The organism is Janibacter zhaoxuefangae, from assembly GCF_050271985.1.
Lineage (GTDB): Bacteria > Actinomycetota > Actinomycetes > Actinomycetales > Dermatophilaceae.
Genome location: NZ_CP189849.1, coordinates 1,718,580 through 1,733,852, shown reverse-complemented (window position 1 = coordinate 1,733,852; position 15,273 = coordinate 1,718,580). Strand labels below are relative to the sequence as shown.

The 15,273-nt window shown below is 71.3% G+C and carries 14 protein-coding genes; 9 read left to right on the top strand and 5 right to left on the bottom strand.

What is annotated here, in order from left to right; all coding sequences use genetic code 11:
• Positions 1–5: 5 nt before the first annotated feature.
• The 8 genes from ACQBAS_RS08155 to ACQBAS_RS08120 all read left to right on the top strand — a co-directional run bounded on the left by ACQBAS_RS08155 (position 6) and on the right by ACQBAS_RS08120 (position 11,506).
• On the top strand, positions 6–1,043 hold the full coding sequence (locus ACQBAS_RS08155; RefSeq protein ID WP_427383305.1) for a rod shape-determining protein: 1,038 nt from the start codon (positions 6–8) through the stop codon (positions 1,041–1,043).
• Positions 1,027–1,878, top strand: a complete 852-nt coding sequence (gene mreC, locus ACQBAS_RS08150; RefSeq protein WP_427383304.1) for a rod shape-determining protein MreC — start codon at positions 1,027–1,029, stop codon at positions 1,876–1,878. Before ACQBAS_RS08155 ends, mreC begins: the two co-directional genes overlap by 17 nt.
• The gene (locus ACQBAS_RS08145) at positions 1,875–2,363 is read left to right on the top strand and encodes a hypothetical protein (protein ID WP_427383303.1); all 489 of its coding nucleotides are present in this window, start codon (positions 1,875–1,877) and stop codon (positions 2,361–2,363) included. Before mreC ends, ACQBAS_RS08145 begins: the two co-directional genes overlap by 4 nt.
• Positions 2,360–4,510 (top strand): penicillin-binding protein 2, encoded by a 2,151-nt coding sequence (gene mrdA / locus ACQBAS_RS08140; RefSeq protein WP_427383302.1) that lies wholly within the window; start codon positions 2,360–2,362, stop codon positions 4,508–4,510. The genes ACQBAS_RS08145 and mrdA overlap by 4 nt, the downstream gene beginning before the upstream one ends.
• A 44-nt stretch (positions 4,511–4,554) precedes the next feature.
• The gene (gene lpdA / locus ACQBAS_RS08135) at positions 4,555–5,952 is read left to right on the top strand and encodes a dihydrolipoyl dehydrogenase (RefSeq protein ID WP_427383301.1); all 1,398 of its coding nucleotides are present in this window, start codon (positions 4,555–4,557) and stop codon (positions 5,950–5,952) included.
• A 1,173-nt stretch (positions 5,953–7,125) separates the two neighbouring features.
• Positions 7,126–8,427 carry a prealbumin-like fold domain-containing protein gene (locus ACQBAS_RS08130; protein WP_427383300.1) on the top strand — a complete coding sequence of 434 codons (1,302 nt, stop codon included), beginning with the start codon at positions 7,126–7,128 and terminating at the stop codon, positions 8,425–8,427.
• 222 nt (positions 8,428–8,649) lie between these two features.
• Positions 8,650–8,919, top strand: coding sequence for a 30S ribosomal protein S15 (rpsO, locus tag ACQBAS_RS08125; protein ID WP_427383299.1), 270 nt, complete (start codon positions 8,650–8,652; stop codon positions 8,917–8,919).
• Positions 8,920–9,073: 154 nt separating this feature from the next.
• Entirely contained in the window at positions 9,074–11,506 is a 2,433-nt protein-coding gene (locus ACQBAS_RS08120) for a polyribonucleotide nucleotidyltransferase (RefSeq protein ID WP_427383298.1), read from the top strand.
• Positions 11,507–11,619: 113 nt separating this feature from the next.
• On the opposite strand, the gene ACQBAS_RS08115 is transcribed toward ACQBAS_RS08120, so the two are convergent.
• On the bottom strand, positions 11,620–11,772 hold the full coding sequence (locus ACQBAS_RS08115; protein WP_427383297.1) for a hypothetical protein: 153 nt from the start codon (positions 11,770–11,772) through the stop codon (positions 11,620–11,622).
• Positions 11,773–11,992: 220 nt separating this feature from the next.
• On the opposite strand from ACQBAS_RS08115, the gene dapB reads away from it, so the two are divergent.
• Positions 11,993–12,697: a 4-hydroxy-tetrahydrodipicolinate reductase gene (gene dapB / locus ACQBAS_RS08110; protein ID WP_427385606.1), complete on the top strand. Its 705-nt coding sequence runs from the start codon at positions 11,993–11,995 to the stop codon at positions 12,695–12,697.
• Between the two features lie 30 nt (positions 12,698–12,727).
• Here the strand turns inward: dapB and ACQBAS_RS08105 are convergent, their stop codons facing one another.
• The 4 genes from ACQBAS_RS08105 to ACQBAS_RS08090 are packed head-to-tail and all read right to left on the bottom strand — an operon-like array spanning position 12,728 to position 15,170.
• Complete coding sequence (locus ACQBAS_RS08105; RefSeq protein ID WP_427383296.1) at positions 12,728–13,042, bottom strand: AzlD domain-containing protein; 315 nt, start codon at positions 13,040–13,042, stop codon at positions 12,728–12,730.
• 10 nt (positions 13,043–13,052) lie between these two features.
• Complete coding sequence (locus tag ACQBAS_RS08100) at positions 13,053–13,805, bottom strand: AzlC family ABC transporter permease (RefSeq protein WP_427383295.1); 753 nt, start codon at positions 13,803–13,805, stop codon at positions 13,053–13,055.
• The gene (locus ACQBAS_RS08095; protein WP_427383294.1) at positions 13,802–14,440 is read right to left on the bottom strand and encodes an N-acetyltransferase family protein; all 639 of its coding nucleotides are present in this window, start codon (positions 14,438–14,440) and stop codon (positions 13,802–13,804) included. The genes ACQBAS_RS08100 and ACQBAS_RS08095 overlap by 4 nt, the downstream gene beginning before the upstream one ends.
• Position 14,441: 1 nt before the next feature.
• Positions 14,442–15,170 (bottom strand): enoyl-CoA hydratase-related protein, encoded by a 729-nt coding sequence (locus ACQBAS_RS08090; RefSeq protein WP_427383293.1) that lies wholly within the window; start codon positions 15,168–15,170, stop codon positions 14,442–14,444.
• Positions 15,171–15,273: the final 103 nt, after the last annotated feature.

The following is a 15,273-nucleotide window of genomic DNA, read 5'->3' as shown; positions in this document are numbered from 1 at the left end:
TCCCGATGCCTGAGGCTCGGGGACGGCGGTGGCGGGTCGGTCGTGACCTCGCGATCGACCTCGGCACGGCCAACACGGTCATCCACGAGCAGGGCCGGGGGATCGTGCTCGACGAGCCGTCCGTCGTCGCCGTGCGCTCGGGCAGCGACGAACTCGTCGCCGCCGGCACCCGCGCGAAGGAGATGCTCGGCCGCACCCCCGGTGCCATCCGTGCTGTGCGTCCCCTGCGGGACGGCGTCATCTCCGACGCCGACGTGGCGGAGCGGATGTTGCGTTACTTCGTCGACCAGGTCAGGCCGTCGCGCCTGATCCGGCCGCGCATGGTCGTGTGTGTCCCGAGCGAGGTGACCGGCGTCGAGCGCCGCGCCGTCGAGGACGCGGCCATTCGCGCCGGGGCGCGGCGCGTGTACGTCATCGAGGAGCCGCTGGCGGCGGCGATCGGAGCGGGGCTGCCGATCACGAGGACGTCAGCCTGCATGGTCGTCGACATCGGCGGCGGGACGACGGACGTCGCCGTCATCGCGCTGGGCGGCATCGTGGCCGCGCGCAGCCTCCGCCTCGGCGGCGACGACCTCGACGAGGCGATCATCGCCCACCTCAAGGCCGACTACTCGCTGCTGCTGGGAGAGCGGAGCGCCGAGGACATCAAGGTCGCGGCCGGTTCCGCCTACCCGTTGGGTCAGGAGCTGAGCGCCCGGGTGCGCGGACGCGATCTCGCGACCGGCCTCCCGAAGACCGTGGACGTGTCGTCGGCCGAGGTCCGCCGGGCCGTCGAGGAGCCCGTGCTGCGGATCGTCGCCGTGGTCCGCGAGGTGCTCGACGTCTGCCCACCCGAGCTGGCCGGGGACGTGCTCGACAACGGGATCACCCTCACCGGCGGCGGGGCCCTGCTGCGCGGCCTCGACGAACGCCTGCGCCGCGAACTGGGTGTCCCCGTCACCGTCGCCGACGACCCGATGCACGCCGTGGTTCGCGGCGCCGGCACGTGTGTCGACGACGTCGATGCCCTCGAGCAGGTCCTCGTCGATGCCCGCCGCTTCTGATCGGGGCTCCCGAGGACGCCGCTGGCTCGTGTCCCTGGCCGTCATCGCGGTCGCGCTCCTCCTCCTCGACATCGCCGCGCCCTCGGCGACGGCACCCGTCCGTCGGGCGGCCGGGACGGTGTTGGGGCCCGTCGAGCGTGCGCTGGCGCCGGCCGACGACGACCTGACCATGCTGCGTCGGGAGCGCGACGCCCTCGCCCAGCAGTTGCGGGAGGAGCGACGCACGGCCACCGAAGGGGGCCAGCTCGCCGACCTCCTCGCCGCGCCGCACGTGGCCGGGAAGGACCTGCTGCCGGCGCGCGTCGTCGCCGTGGGCGCCGTCGGGGCGAGTGGCCCCGAGCGGGTCACGATCGACGTCGGTTCACGGGACGGCGCGACGGTCGGCCTGGCCGTCGTCACCGACGTCGGTCTCGTCGGACGTGTGGTGTCACTCTCGCGGTGGACCAGTGACGTCGTCGTGCTCGGGTCCGGGGACCTCACCGTCGCTGTCCGGGTCACCCCGGCGGCCGGCAAGCGCTCTGGCCTCGGCAGCCTTCGGGCGGGCACGGGGGCCAGGGGAGTGCCGCGCGAGGCCGGCCAGTTGTCGGTGTCGCTCGTCAGCGGCGCGAGCCTCAGCGTCGGTGACACCCTCGAGACGCTCGGCAGCCCGGACGGTCACCCGCTGCCGGCCGGCATCCCCGTGGCCCGCGTCGTGCGGGTCGACGACGACCCGGGCGCGATCACGCCGCGGGGCGCGGCGGCACCGCTCGTCCCCCTCGACGCCCTCGACGTCGTCGGGGTCGTGCTGACCGTCCCGCGTGGGACACCGCGCCCCACGACGACGGGCGGCGCATGATCGGCCTGCGTTGGCCGCTGCGCGTGGCCCTGCTCGTGCTGGCGGCCCTCACCGCGGCCATGCTCGGCGCGCGGGGGCTCACCGTGCTGCCGCACCTCGTCCTCGTCGTGGTCGTTGCCGTCGGACTGACGTCCGGGACGACCGCCGGGGCCACGGCCGGACTGGCCGGTGGCCTCGTCGTCGACCTCCTTCCGCCAGGCGGCAGCCCGCTCGGGTTGACGGCTCTGGCACTTGGCGCCGCCGGGGCGCTGGCCGGGCGCGGGCGCCGCATCGAGGGTGCCCCGCTCGTCTGGATCCTCGTCGTCACGGCGGGCGCCCTGGGGATCGTCGTCGCCCTCGACCTGCTCCGCGCCGGTCTGGCCGCGGTGCCCGTCGCGTGGGCCGACGTCGCGGTTCGCTGCATGCTGACCCTCCTGCTCGCGGCGCCCGTCGTCCCCTTCCTCATCCGGGTGGACCACGCCCTCGCCGAGCGGCGGCTGGCGTGAGCCGGCGCGTACGGCGGCGGGAGGGCATCACCCGATGGGGGTGGCGGCGCCGCCGTGCCAGCCGGGCCATCGCGGGACGCTGGCCGCGGCGTCACGTCGACACCGGCGGGCGCCGAGGCCGGCGCTGGTCGGCGGGGGCGACCGCGCGCGCAGGGAAGGACGGGGGAGCGCAGGCCGGTCTGCACGTCCGTCTCTTCGCCTTCACCGGCATCCTCGCGCTGCTCTTCGCCTCACTTCTCGGGCGGCTCGGCCAGGTCCAGTTCGGCGACGGCAGCGACCAACTCGCCGTCGTCGCCGAGACCCGGGAGATCCTCACGCCGGCCGTGCGTGGCCGGATCCTCGACCGGCACGGGGTCCCGCTGGTGGACAACGCGTCGCAGACGGTCGTCACCATCGATCGCTCCGTCCTCACGACCGCGCCGGACCAGGGTCGGGCGCTCGTCACCCGCGTCGCTCGCGCGCTCGACGAGTCCGCGGCCACGCTGTGGGACCGGACCCGCCTCTGCGGGACGGAGGGCGCCGCGCCACCCCCGGCCTGCTGGGGCGGATCGGCCTATGTGCCCGTTCCGGTGGCCACCGGCGTCGACGCGCGGGCCGCCCTCGCGCTCGTCGAGGACCCTGAGCGCTACCCCGGCGTCGCGGTGGAGGCCACCCCGGTACGTCACCACCCCGCCCCGAAGGGGGCCAACGCCGCCCACCTGCTCGGTTACCTCACCCGCGCGACGGCGGAGGACGTCCAGGACACCGCCAGCGGGATCACCGACCAGGACCTGGTCGGGCGGGCAGGCCTCGAGCAGCAGTACGACGAGGTCCTGCGCGGCACACCGGGACGACGCGTCGTGACCGTCGACGCACGCGGCCTGGTGACGGGGGAGGTCTCGCGCGTCGAGCCCGTGCCCGGTCGCGACCTTCGCACGACCATCGACGCCTCCGTGCAGGCCGCGACGGAGGACGCACTGGCCGACGCACTCCAGGGCGCGCGCACCCGCGGCTGGAAGGCCGACTCGGGTGCCGCGGTCGTCATCGACACCACGGATGGTGGGGTCGTGGCGATGGCGTCGGCGCCGACCTTCGATCCCGATGTCTGGACCGGCGGCATCTCCCAGCGGGACTACGACCGCCTCACCGACGAGCGGGCCGGTACCCCACTCGTCTCGCGGGCGACCTCGAGCCTCTTCCCGCCGGCCTCGACCTTCAAGGTGATCTCCCTGCCGGCGGCCGTCGCGGCCGGCCACTCCCTGGACGGTCGCTACGACTGCGCCTCGTCCTACCGGATCGGGGACCGCCTCTTCCGCAACTACGAATCGCGCGCCCACGGCGTCATCTCGTTGCACCGGGCCATGGAGATCTCGTGCGACACCGTCTTCTACGCCTTCGCCCACGAGGAGTGGCGCGAGCAGGGCGGGCTCGCCGGCGATGACGACGGCGACGTCTTCATCACGGCCGCCCGGGAGGCGGGCCTCGGGAGCGAGACCGGCGTCGACCTGCCGGGCGAGGTCTCGGGCCGGGTGCCCGACCGCAGTTGGAAGAGGGCCACGTGGGAGGCGACGAAGGAGGACACCTGTCGCCGGGCCAGGACCGGCTACCCGGAGGTCGAGGACGCGGCCCGAGCCACGTACCTCAAGGCCCTCGCGAAGGAGAACTGCACGTCCGGCTTCCAGTTCCGGGCCGGTGACGAGGCGAACCTGTCCATCGGCCAGGGAGACCTCGGCGCCACACCCCTGCAGATGGCGCAGGTCTTCGCCTCGATCGCCACCGGTGGCGACGTCCGGACGCCGCACGTCGGTCAGGCCGTCGTCGCTGCCGACGGCAGCCGGGCGCCCGCACTCGAGGCGAGCACCCGACCGGGGATGAGCATGTCTCCCGCGACCTTGGCCTACCTGCGCCGGTCCCTGCGCGCCGTCGTCACCAACGGCACGGCGAGGGCCGCCTTCGCCGGCCTCTCGACGGACTGGCCGGTGGCCGGGAAGACCGGCACGGGGGAGGTCTTCGGCCACGAGGACACCGCGTGGTTCGCCTCCTATGCCCCGGCGGACGACCCGCGTTACGTCGTCGTGGTGACGATCGCGCAGGGCGGAACGGGTGGCGAGACCGCGGCGCCGGCCGCCCGACGGATCCACGAGGCGCTCCGGCGATCCGCGTCCTGAGGACCAACCTCCGGGGCGGCACCGTCACCGTCTAGGCTGGCGCCATGGCTGACTTCGATCTCGTTGTTCTGGGTGCAGGTCCTGGTGGTTACGTCGCGGCGATCCGAGCCTCACAGCTCGGCCTGAAGGTCGCCGTCGTCGAGAAGAAGTACTGGGGCGGTGTCTGTCTCAACGTGGGGTGCATCCCCTCCAAGGCGCTCATCAAGAACGCCGAGCTCGCGCACACGCTGCAGCACGACAAGGCGAAGTTCGGCATCGAGGGCGACGCCACGATGTCCTACGGGCCGACCCACAAGCGCAGCCGTCAGGTGAGCGACGGCATCGTCAAGGGCGTCCACTTCCTGATGAAGAAGAACAAGATCACCGAGATCGACGGCTGGGGGACCCTGACGTCGGCCACGTCGATGGACGTCGAGCTCAACTCCGGTGAGAAGCAGACCGTCACCTTCGACAAGTTGATCATCGCCACCGGCGCCGTGACGCGCATGCTCCCGGGCGTCGAGGTCTCGCAGAACGTCGTGACCTACGAGGAGCAGATCCTCTCCGAGGAGCTCCCGGGCTCGATCATCATCGCCGGCTCGGGCGCCATCGGTGTCGAGTTCGCCTATGTCATGAAGAACTTCGGCGTCGACGTCACCATCGTCGAGTTCCTCGACCGGATGGTCCCCACCGAGGACGCGGCCGTCTCCAAGGAACTCCTCAAGCACTACAAGAAGCTCGGCGTGAAGGTCATGCTCAGCACCAAGGTCGAGGGCGTCGAGGACACCGGCTCCGGCGTCAAGGTCACGGTCAGCCCCGCGGCCGGTGGTGACCAGCAGGTCCTCGAGGCCGACAAGCTGCTCTCCGCGATCGGGTTCGCGCCACGCACCGAGGGCTATGGCCTCGAGTCGATCGGTGTCGAGCTCACCGAGCGCGGCGCCATCAAGATCGACGAGTTCATGCGCACCAACGTCCCGAACGTCTACGCCATCGGCGACGTCACGGCGAAGATGATGCTCGCCCACGTCGCCGAGGCCATGGGCGTCGTCGCCGCCGAGACCATGGCCGGCGCCGAGACGATGCCCATCGACTTCGACATGATCCCGCGGGCGACCTACTGCCACCCGCAGATCGGGTCCTTCGGTTACTCGGAGGAGCAGGCAAAGGAGAAGGGCTACGAGGTCAAGACCGCGACCTTCCCGTTCTCGGCCAACGGCAAGGCGATGGGCCTGGGTGACCCGGTCGGCTTCGTCAAGGTCGTCGCGGACGCAAAGTACAACGAGATCCTCGGCGCTCACATGATCGGCCCGGACGTCACCGAGCTCCTGCCGGTGCTCACGCTCGCGCAGAAGTGGGACCTCACGGCCGACGAGGTCGCCCGCAACGTCTTCGCCCACCCGACCTTGTCGGAGTCGGTGAAGGAGGCCGTCGAGGGCATCGCCGGCCACATGATCAACCTCTGACGAGCGATCGAGGGTTTACCCCCGGCCCGTGGACCCCTCCGGGGGTCCACGGGCCATTTCCGTGTCCGATCCCTGGCCCCGGGTGCCGGACAGATCCCACGCAATGGGGCGCCTTCGACCTACCGGTCGTTTCCGGCTGGCCCGTTGGGTGGGGTCCGGAGGGGCCCGGCAGTTGACCCCATCGGGCGGTATCCCCGTGTGCCACACCGGAACAGACTCGGAAGCGTCCCGAGGCGCACCAGGCGCCGTGACAGGCGGGCGTCGCCTCGTGCGCCGCACCGTCGGGACCGACCTCGGACGACCGCCCGGGGCCCTCGTCGCACAGGGGAGTCAGGTTCATGAAGACACACATTCCGGGAGGTCGGCGTCGTGCCGTCTCCCTCGCCGCGGTGGCCGCACTGGCCATGGGTGGCCTCGGTTTCGCCACCTCGGCGGGCGCCGCCATTCCGGGCCAGGAGACTCTGGACGGCAGCAGCTTCGAGATCGACAGCACCGTGCTCGTGACGCAGACCGTCAAGGGCAAGCAGGTCCAGGTGCCGACGAAGGGCGCCAATCTCAAGGTCGACAACATCGGTCGGCTCGACTGGGCCACGCCCGGTCTCGACGGCACGATCGGCGCGGACGCGCCCAGCGGCTCGGGTGACGACTCGTTCACCCAGGGCACGAAGGAGGACACCGAGGTCCCGGTCATCGAGAACGGCTCGATCCCGCCGAACAAGTCTGACCTGTTGAACTTCGGCGTCTACCTCGAGAAGACCACGGAGGGGCGCCAGTTCCTCAACATGTTCTGGTCCCGGGTCCAGGAGCCGAGCGGCACGACGAACATGGACTTCGAGTTCAACCAGTCGGAGGAGCTCACCGCCAACGGCGTCACCCCGGTCCGCACGGCGGGGGACATGCTCATCCAGTACGACCTGTCGCAGGGTGGCACCAACCCGCAGCTGTTCATCTCGCGGTGGCTCGCCAGCGACTCGACGGGTACCTGTGAGGCCTCCTCGGCCAAGCCGTGTTGGGGCGCCCGGTCCAACCTCTCGGCCGCCGGCGACGCCGCCGGCTCGATCAACAGCGAACCGATAGCGGCCGCCGACTCGGCCGGACTCGGCGCGCTGAGCGTGCGGACCTTCGGCGAGGCCCAGGTCGACTTCGACGCGCTGACGGGTGGCATGAACCGTTGTGTGCTTCGGCTCGGCCTACCTCAAGAGTCGCTCGTCCGACTCGTTCACCGCGGCGGCGAAGGACTTCATCGAGCCGATCCCGACCGGCATCAGCAACTGCGGCAAGGTCATCATCCGCAAGGTCACCGACCCGACGGGTGCCACCGGCACGTGGGACTTCACCCCCGACTTCACCATCGATCCCGGTGTCGCCGTCGGGGACCCGGGACCGGCCGCGGCCTTCGCCCTGGGCGACGGCGACGACAAGCAGTTCACCAACGTCCTCATCGGAGACGACCTCACCGTGACGGAGACGGAGGGCAACGGCTACGACCTCACCGACATCGACTGCTCGGCGAGCGAGGGAGTCGAGCCCACGACGGACCTGGCGACCGGCCGGGCGAGCTTCGACATCGACGACCCGAGCGACGTCGTGGACTGCACGTTCACGAACACCGCGCGGGGCACCATCGTCATCCAGAAGGTCATCACGGACGGGTTCAAGGCGGCCCCGGACAGCCAGGCCTTTGCTTTCACGAGCACCAAGCTCGGGCCGTTCCAGCTCACCCCGACCGGCACCGGCGCGGCCGGCCTGGCCTCCACGTCGTTCACCGACCAGGCTCCCGGCGGCTACGCCGTCGCCGAGACGGTGCCGACGAGTTGGGACCTGACGGGCACGGCCTGCACGAGCACGGAGGCCGGTGACGCCAGCACGGTGGGCGCGATCGACCTCGATCCGGGCGAGACGGTCACCTGCACCTTCACCAACGCGGTGGAGAAGGGCGGCCTGCTCATCACCAAGCTGCGCAAGCACCAGGCGAGTGGCTCGGGTTGGCACCCGCAGTCGGGCGTGGACTTCACCACCACGGGCGGATCCACCCCCGAGGCGGGCGTCGCCAGCACGACCGGTGACGCGGGCACGGTCTGCATCCCCGGCCTCCAGGTGAGTGCCTGGGCCGGCGACTACACCGTCGCCGAGACGGTGCCCGACGGATACCACGCCGTCGACGCCGACGGCAACGCCATCACCGACCTCACCCAGACGGTGGCCGTCACCGACGCCGACTGTGGTTCGGACGGCGTCACCGAGGTCACCTTCCACAACATGCCGCTGACCGATGTCAGTGTTTCCGTGGACTCCCAGGTCCCCGGCGGCACGGCATCGACGATGGCCTGCGTCGAGGGCACCGACCCCACCGCGGACGCGATCGCCGAGGGCGCGACGTCCACCGAGGCCGGGGCAGGGCAGGGCGACGGGTCGATCACGGCCGACGACCTGCTGCCCGGGACGTACACCTGCACCGTCGTCGTCGACCCGTGAGGTCGGAGACGCAGTGACGCTCGAGGGGCTCCCGTCGTCGCCGACGGGAGCCCCTCCCGTGGGTGCGTGGTGCCACCGTCGGGGTGGTCCGCACCGATTAGGGCGGCCCGCCGGGCGCTGCTAACCTTGGATCTGCCGTGCAATCGGCCGCGGACAGAGAGCGCCCAGGTGGACCTGCCCTGGAGCACCGCGCAACACAGATGAAAAGGAGTCGGTTCATCCATGCCTTTGGACACTGACGTCAAGAAGAAGATCATGACCGAGTACGCCACGGTCGAGGGCGACACCGGCTCCCCCGAGGTGCAGATCGCGCTCCTGACCCAGCGCATCCTCGACCTCACCGAGCACTCGCGCGAGCACAAGCACGACCACCACAGCCGCCGCGGCCTCCTGCTGCTGGTCGGCCGTCGTCGTCGCCTGCTGCGCTACCTCGAGACCACCGACATCGAGCGCTACCGTTCGCTGATCAAGCGACTCGGCCTCCGTCGATAAGACATCCGACAAGGAGCGGTTCCCGTCCGGGGGCCGCTCCTTGCCGCATGACGCGCCAGCCATGGATGGCCCGCGCGTGGGGCACAGCCCCAAAGGAATGCCCGTGCACAACGACGATGCACGCGGTTCGTTGAGAACAGAAATGGAGGACCCAATGGAGGGTCCAGAGATCACCTTCGCCGAAGCCACCATCGACAACGGCTCATTCGGCACCCGCACCGTCCGGTTCGAGACCGGGCGCCTCGCCAAGCAGGCCGGTGGCTCCGTCACCGCCTACCTCGACAACGAGACCACGCTCCTGTCCACGACGACCGCCGGTCGGACGCCGAAGGACCAGTTCGACTTCTTCCCCCTGACGGTGGACGTCGAGGAGCGCATGTACGCCGCGGGTCGCATCCCGGGCAGCTTCTTCCGGCGTGAGGGCCGTCCCAGCACGGACGCCATCCTCACCTGCCGCCTGATCGACCGCCCGCTGCGCCCGACCTTCAAGAAGGGTCTGCGCAACGAGGTCCAGGTCGTCATCACCGTCCTGTCCGTCCACCCGGACCACCAGTACGACGTCCTCGCCATCAACGCGGCGAGCGCCTCCACGCAGATCTCCGGTCTGCCCTTCTCGGGCCCGATCGGCGCCGTCCGCGTCTCGCTCATCGACGACCAGTGGGTCGCCTTCCCGAACTTCTCGGACATCGAGCGCTCGACCTTCGACATGGTCGTCGCCGGCCGCGTGGTCGAGGGCGGCGACGTCGCGATCATGATGGTCGAGGCCGAGTCCACCGAGTCCACGTGGAACCTCGTGAAGAACGAGGGCAAGACCGCCCCGACCGAGGAGATCGTGGCCGAGGGCCTCGAAGCCTCCAAGCAGTTCATCAAGGTCCTCTGCGAGGCGCAGGCCGACCTGGCGAGCAAGGCCGCCAAGCCGGTCGAGGAGTTCCCGATCTTCCTGGATTACCAGGACGACGCCTACGCCGCCGTCGAGGCCGAGGTCGCCACCGCGGCCGCCGAGGCACTCACCATCGCCGGCAAGGCCGAGCGCGAGGACCGCCTCGACGTCATCAAGGACGAACTCAAGGCCACGCTGGGTGGCACCATCGACGCTCCGGGCCCGTTCGCGGGTCGCGAGAAGGAGATCAGCGCCGCCTACCGCGCCGTGCAGAAGAAGCTGGTCCGCCAGCGCATCCTGCGCGACAAGGTCCGCATCGACGGCCGTGGGCTCGCGGACATCCGCGCCCTCTCCGCCGAGGTCGAGGTCCTGCCGCGCGTGCACGGCTCCGCGATCTTCGAGCGTGGCGAGACCCAGATCATGGGTGTCACGACGCTCAACATGCTCAAGATGGAGCAGCAGATCGACTCGCTGTCGCCCGTCTCGCGCAAGCGCTACATGCACAACTACAACTTCCCGCCCTACTCCACGGGTGAGACGGGTCGCGTGGGCTCGCCCAAGCGCCGCGAGATCGGTCACGGCGCGCTCGCCGAGCGGGCCCTCATGCCGGTCCTGCCGCCGCGTGACGAGTTCCCCTACGCCATCCGCCAGGTCTCCGAGGCACTCAGCTCCAACGGGTCCACCTCGATGGGTTCGGTCTGCGCGTCGACGTTGTCCCTGCTCAACGCGGGTGTCCCGCTGCGGGCGCCCGTCGCCGGCATCGCCATGGGCCTCGTCTCCGACGTCGTCGACGGCGAGACCCAGTACGCGGCCCTGACCGACATCCTCGGAGCCGAGGACGCCTTCGGCGACATGGACTTCAAGGTCGCCGGCACGCGTGAGTTCGTCACGGCCATCCAGCTCGACACCAAGCTCGACGGCATCCCCGCCTCGGTTCTCGGTGGCGCGCTGACCCAGGCCCGCGAGGCCCGGCTGCACATCCTCGACGTGATGAACGAGGCCATCGACGCTCCGGACGAGATGGCTCCGACCGCCCCGCGGATCATCACGGTCCAGGTCCCCGTGGACAAGATCGGTGAGGTCATCGGCCCGAAGGGCAAGATGATCAACCAGATCCAGGAGGACACGGGCGCCGACATCTCCATCGAGGACGACGGCACGGTCTTCATCGGCGCGGTCGACGGTCCGTCGGCCGAGGCGGCCCGCAACGCGGTCAACGCCATCGCGAACCCGCAGATGCCGGAGATCGGCGAGCGCTTCCTCGGGACCGTCGTGAAGACGACGACCTTCGGTGCGTTCATCTCCCTCCTGCCGGGCAAGGACGGCCTGCTGCACATCTCCGAGGTGCGCAAGCTCGTCGGTGGTAAGCGGATCGACGCCGTCGAGGACGTCCTCGGCGTGGGCCAGAAGGTGCAGGTCGAGCTCAAGGAGATCGACCCGCGCGGCAAGCTGAGCCTGGCCGCTGTCGTCGCCGACGAGTCCGGCTCGGACGACGCTCCGGCGGACGCTCCGGCAGACGCTGCCCCCGAGGCCGCCCCGGCCGATGCCCCCGTCGACGCGCCGGCTCAGGCCGACGCCTCCGAGGAGGGCACGGAGGACGGTGAGCGTCGCGAAGGTGGCCGCAACCGCAGCCGTCGTCGTCGTGGCCCCCGCAACGGTGGTGGCTCGAACGAGTCCGGCGCCCAGGGCGGCTCGGACGAGGGCTGACGCCTGAGTCGGGCCCTCACGGGCCCGACTCACCCGGCATGACGAAGCGGCCCGGTCCCCATCTGGGGGACCGGGCCGCTTCGGTCGTCAGCCACTCGGGTGGCCCACGGTGCTCAGGCAGCGTGCGCGCTACGGGTGCGCGTGGGTTGATCGACGACCCAGCGCATCTCCATGTGGACGTGGCCATTGGCGTCTGTCCGGGGAACCCAGAGTGCATGCGGACGGGTGGTCGCCTTTGACCGCTTCATCGGCTTGATGTTCTCCATGGGGAGACCTCCTGTCGTTCCTACGTTGAATCAACTATAACAGAAAGTGAACAGAAGGTGAACGACCCTGCCCCTCGTGTTCACCTTGGCGCTGGAGGGCGGCCTGTTGGGTGGGTCGAAGTCGTCCCTCTAGGCTGGGCGGGTGACTGAGACGACGACGCAGGACGGCGCCAGCAGCGGCGCGAGCACGAAGGTGGCGGTCATCGGTGCCGCGGGTCGGATGGGTTCGCAGGCCTGCCGGGCGGTGGAGGAGGCGGACGGCCTCGAGCTCGTCGGCCGCTTCGACGCCGGGGACGACCTCGGCGACCTCGGGGGAGCCCAGGTCGCGATCGACTTCACCATCCCCGACGTGTCACCCGCGAACGTCGCCCACTGCATCGAGCAGGGTGTGCACGCGGTCGTCGGCACCACGGGCTGGTCCGCCGACCGACTGGCGACGCTCGAGCAGCAGCTCGCGGAGCACCCCGAGGTCGGCGTGCTCATCGCGCCGAACTTCGCCATCGGCGCGATCCTCATGATGCGGTTCGCCCAGGAGGCGGCGCGCTTCTACGAGTCGGTCGAGGTCATCGAGCTGCACCACCCGGACAAGGTCGACGCGCCCAGCGGCACCGCGGCCCGCACGGCCGATCTCATCGGCGACGCGCGGCAGGCCGCCGGCCTGGACGCCGTGCCCGACGCGACGACGCACGACCCCGACGGCGCCAGGGGTGCCCGTGTCAACGGCATCCCCGTGCACGCCGTCCGCCTCCGCGGCCTCGTGGCCCACCAGGAGGTCCTCTTCGGCGCGACGGGGGAGCAGCTGACCATCCGGCACGACTCCTTCGACCGGGTCTCCTTCATGCCCGGCGTCATCGCCGGCGTCCGCGGCATCCTCGATCGCCCCGGCCTCACCGTCGGGCTGGAGCACGTCCTCGGCCTGGACTGAGCCCGGGCCGCCCGCTCGAGGCCGGCTCGGTCAGCCCCAGCCGAGGGCGCGCAACGCCGCCGCCACGGCAGCGGCAGCCACGACCACGACGAGGAAGTTGGCCCGCAGGATCAGCAGCACGATGGCGACGCCCACGCCTGCGGCCCGGGCGTCCAGAGCCCACGCCCCGCCATGACCCGTGAACGTCTGCACGGCGATCAGTGCCGTGAGCAGCGCGACGGGCAGGAGCGTGATGACGCGGGAGGTCCGGGGGCCCTCGACGAGGGTGGCCGGGACCAGATAGCCGGCCACCTTGAGCGCGAAGGCGAGTGCGCACGCGAGCAGCACGGTCGTCCACAGGGTCATCGGGGCCACCTCACGGCGTCGGGTCCGCGCCGGGGAAGGTGCGCGGGTCGCTGGGGTCGGATTTCTCGAGCACACCCTCGTGCCGCCCCGGGTGCCGCAGTCCGACGAGGACGGCGGCGAGGGTGGCCACGAGCACGGGCACGCCGACCGGCAGCGCCGGCGCCGTGACGAGCGCGAGGAAGGCGGCAAGCACGGCGGTCGCGACGGCGTCGCGACTGCGCAGCCGGGGCCACAGGAGCCCGCAGAAGGCGGCCGCCGCGGCGGCGTCGAGACCCCAGGTCGCCGGATCGCCGAGGGCGTTGCCGACGACGGCCCCGAGGAGGGTCATCAGGTTCCACAGGACGAAGACGGCCGCGCCCGTCCACCAGAACCCCACCCGGCCCAGGGCGCGATCGGACTGGGCGACGCCGACCGCGGTCGACTCGTCGATGGTGAGGTGCGCCGCGAGCAGACGGCGCCACCCGCCGACCTCGAGGAGCCGTGCCGTCTGGAGGCCGTAGATGCCGTTGCGGACGCCGAGCAGGGTCGAGGTGGCGACGGCCGCGACGGGGGCTCCGCCCGCGCCGAGCACTCCGACGACGGCGAACTGCTGCGACCCGCCCGAGAAGAGGAGCAGGGACAGCGCCATGGTCTGCAGTACGTCGAGGCCGGCCGCCACCGAGAGGGCGCCGAAGCTGATTCCGTAGGCGCCGGTGGCGACCCCGACGAGGAGGGACTGGCGAGTGACCTGACTCCGATCCGCGGGGGTGGCCCCCGCGGTCACGGCTCGTCCGGGTCGAGCAATGACGCGACGAGCCGGACCTCCCGTGCCGTGTCGCCGGCGGGGGAGACGATGCGGTCGCGGTAGGCGCCATCGGGCTGGAGGCCCGAGGCCCCGAGGAAGGCGCGCGTGGCCTCGTGGTCGTGGAGGAGCCAGGCGTGCATGGTCGTCGCACCCGCCTCGCGGAGGATGTCGACGCAGGCGTTGAGCAGGCGCGAGCCGTGCCCCTGGCGGCGGGCGGCCGGGTGCACCCCGAGTGCGAGCACCTCGGCGGTGGCGGAGTCGGCGTCCGGGTCCTGGGTCGGGCCGACGGCGGCGAAGCCGACGACCTGATCGCCCGCGCACGCAACCATGAGGCGGTGCACGCCCGCAGGCGGGTTGGCGAGCGACTCGCGCCATGCCTTCGCGAAACTCTGCGGCTGGAACGTCGCGAGCACCTCGGCGGGGACCGTGGTCGCATACGCCTCGCGCCAGACCTCGGCCTGCACGAGGCCCACGGCGGGGGCGTCGGTGACCGTGGCCCGGCGAACGCTCGCGTCGGCCAGTGGACCGGGCGCCTGGGTGTCGTGATCGTGGGCACCGTGGGCGTGGGCGCCGTGGTCGTGCGAACCGTGGTCGTGTCCGTGTGTGTCGGTCATCTCAGGCTCCCTGGAATCGCGGTGTGCGCCGCTCGGTGAAGGCGCGCTGCCCCTCGGCGAGGTCGCTGCTCGACCACGCCCGGAGGAAGGCTTCGTCGAAGGCGGCCCGGTCGCCGTGCCACCCGAGATCGAAGCCGATCTTGCTGCCGGCCTGGCTCAGCGGGGCCAGCCCGACGGTCGACCGCGCGAGTGCCCGCGCGTCGTCCAGGGTTCCCCGCTGCTGGGTGAAGCCAAGACGCCAGGCGTCGTCGGCGTCGAGGACGCGTGCGGCGAGCACCATGGCGCGCGCCGCCCCTTCGCCCCAGAACCGCGCCACGCGGTCCATCGTCCACGCGTCGACCATGAGACCGAGCTTGGCGACGGGGACGGCGAAGCGGGCGTCGTCGGCGACGACGCGCAGGTCGCACGCCACGGCGAGCTGCATACCCAGCCCCATGCACGAGCCGGAGATCGCGGCGACCGTCGTGATCGGCACGGTCGCGAGGTGGTCCAGCACCTGGGCGAGCCGGCGGGTGAAGGACACGTCCTCGAGTTCGGTGAGGTCGGCACCGGCGCAGAAGTGCCCGGCGGCGCCGGTCACGATGAGGGCGCGGGCGCCCTGCGAGACGCTCTCCCGCACGTGGGTGTGGAGCTCCTCGAGGGACTCGAGGTTGAGGGCATTGCGCCGCTCGGGTCGATCGATCGTCGTCACCGTGGCGACGTGGTCATCGAGGGCGAAGTGGAGGGGCACCCCGCGAGTCTAGGCGGGCTCCCAGGCGGCCGCGCCGACGGTCCGGCAGGCAGAGTGTGACGCGCGTGGGCCGATATTGCTGGTTTCTGTCACATCTGCCCAT

Excerpts from the sequence above, each read along its gene's own strand:
- ACQBAS_RS08155 (WP_427383305.1), top strand. The coding sequence starts at position 6 with ATGCCTGAGGCTCGGGGACGGCGGTGGCGGGTCGGTCGTGACCTCGCG.
- mreC (WP_427383304.1), top strand. The coding sequence starts at position 1,027 with ATGCCCGCCGCTTCTGATCGGGGCTCCCGAGGACGCCGCTGGCTCGTG.
- ACQBAS_RS08145 (WP_427383303.1), top strand. The coding sequence starts at position 1,875 with ATGATCGGCCTGCGTTGGCCGCTGCGCGTGGCCCTGCTCGTGCTGGCG.
- lpdA (WP_427383301.1), top strand. The coding sequence starts at position 4,555 with ATGGCTGACTTCGATCTCGTTGTTCTGGGTGCAGGTCCTGGTGGTTAC.
- rpsO (WP_427383299.1), top strand. The coding sequence starts at position 8,650 with ATGCCTTTGGACACTGACGTCAAGAAGAAGATCATGACCGAGTACGCC.
- ACQBAS_RS08120 (WP_427383298.1), top strand. The coding sequence starts at position 9,074 with ATGGAGGGTCCAGAGATCACCTTCGCCGAAGCCACCATCGACAACGGC.
- ACQBAS_RS08115 (WP_427383297.1), bottom strand. The coding sequence starts at position 11,772 with ATGGAGAACATCAAGCCGATGAAGCGGTCAAAGGCGACCACCCGTCCG.
- dapB (WP_427385606.1), top strand. The coding sequence starts at position 11,993 with ATGGGTTCGCAGGCCTGCCGGGCGGTGGAGGAGGCGGACGGCCTCGAG.
- ACQBAS_RS08105 (WP_427383296.1), bottom strand. The coding sequence starts at position 13,042 with ATGACCCTGTGGACGACCGTGCTGCTCGCGTGCGCACTCGCCTTCGCG.
- ACQBAS_RS08095 (WP_427383294.1), bottom strand. The coding sequence starts at position 14,440 with ATGACCGACACACACGGACACGACCACGGTTCGCACGACCACGGCGCC.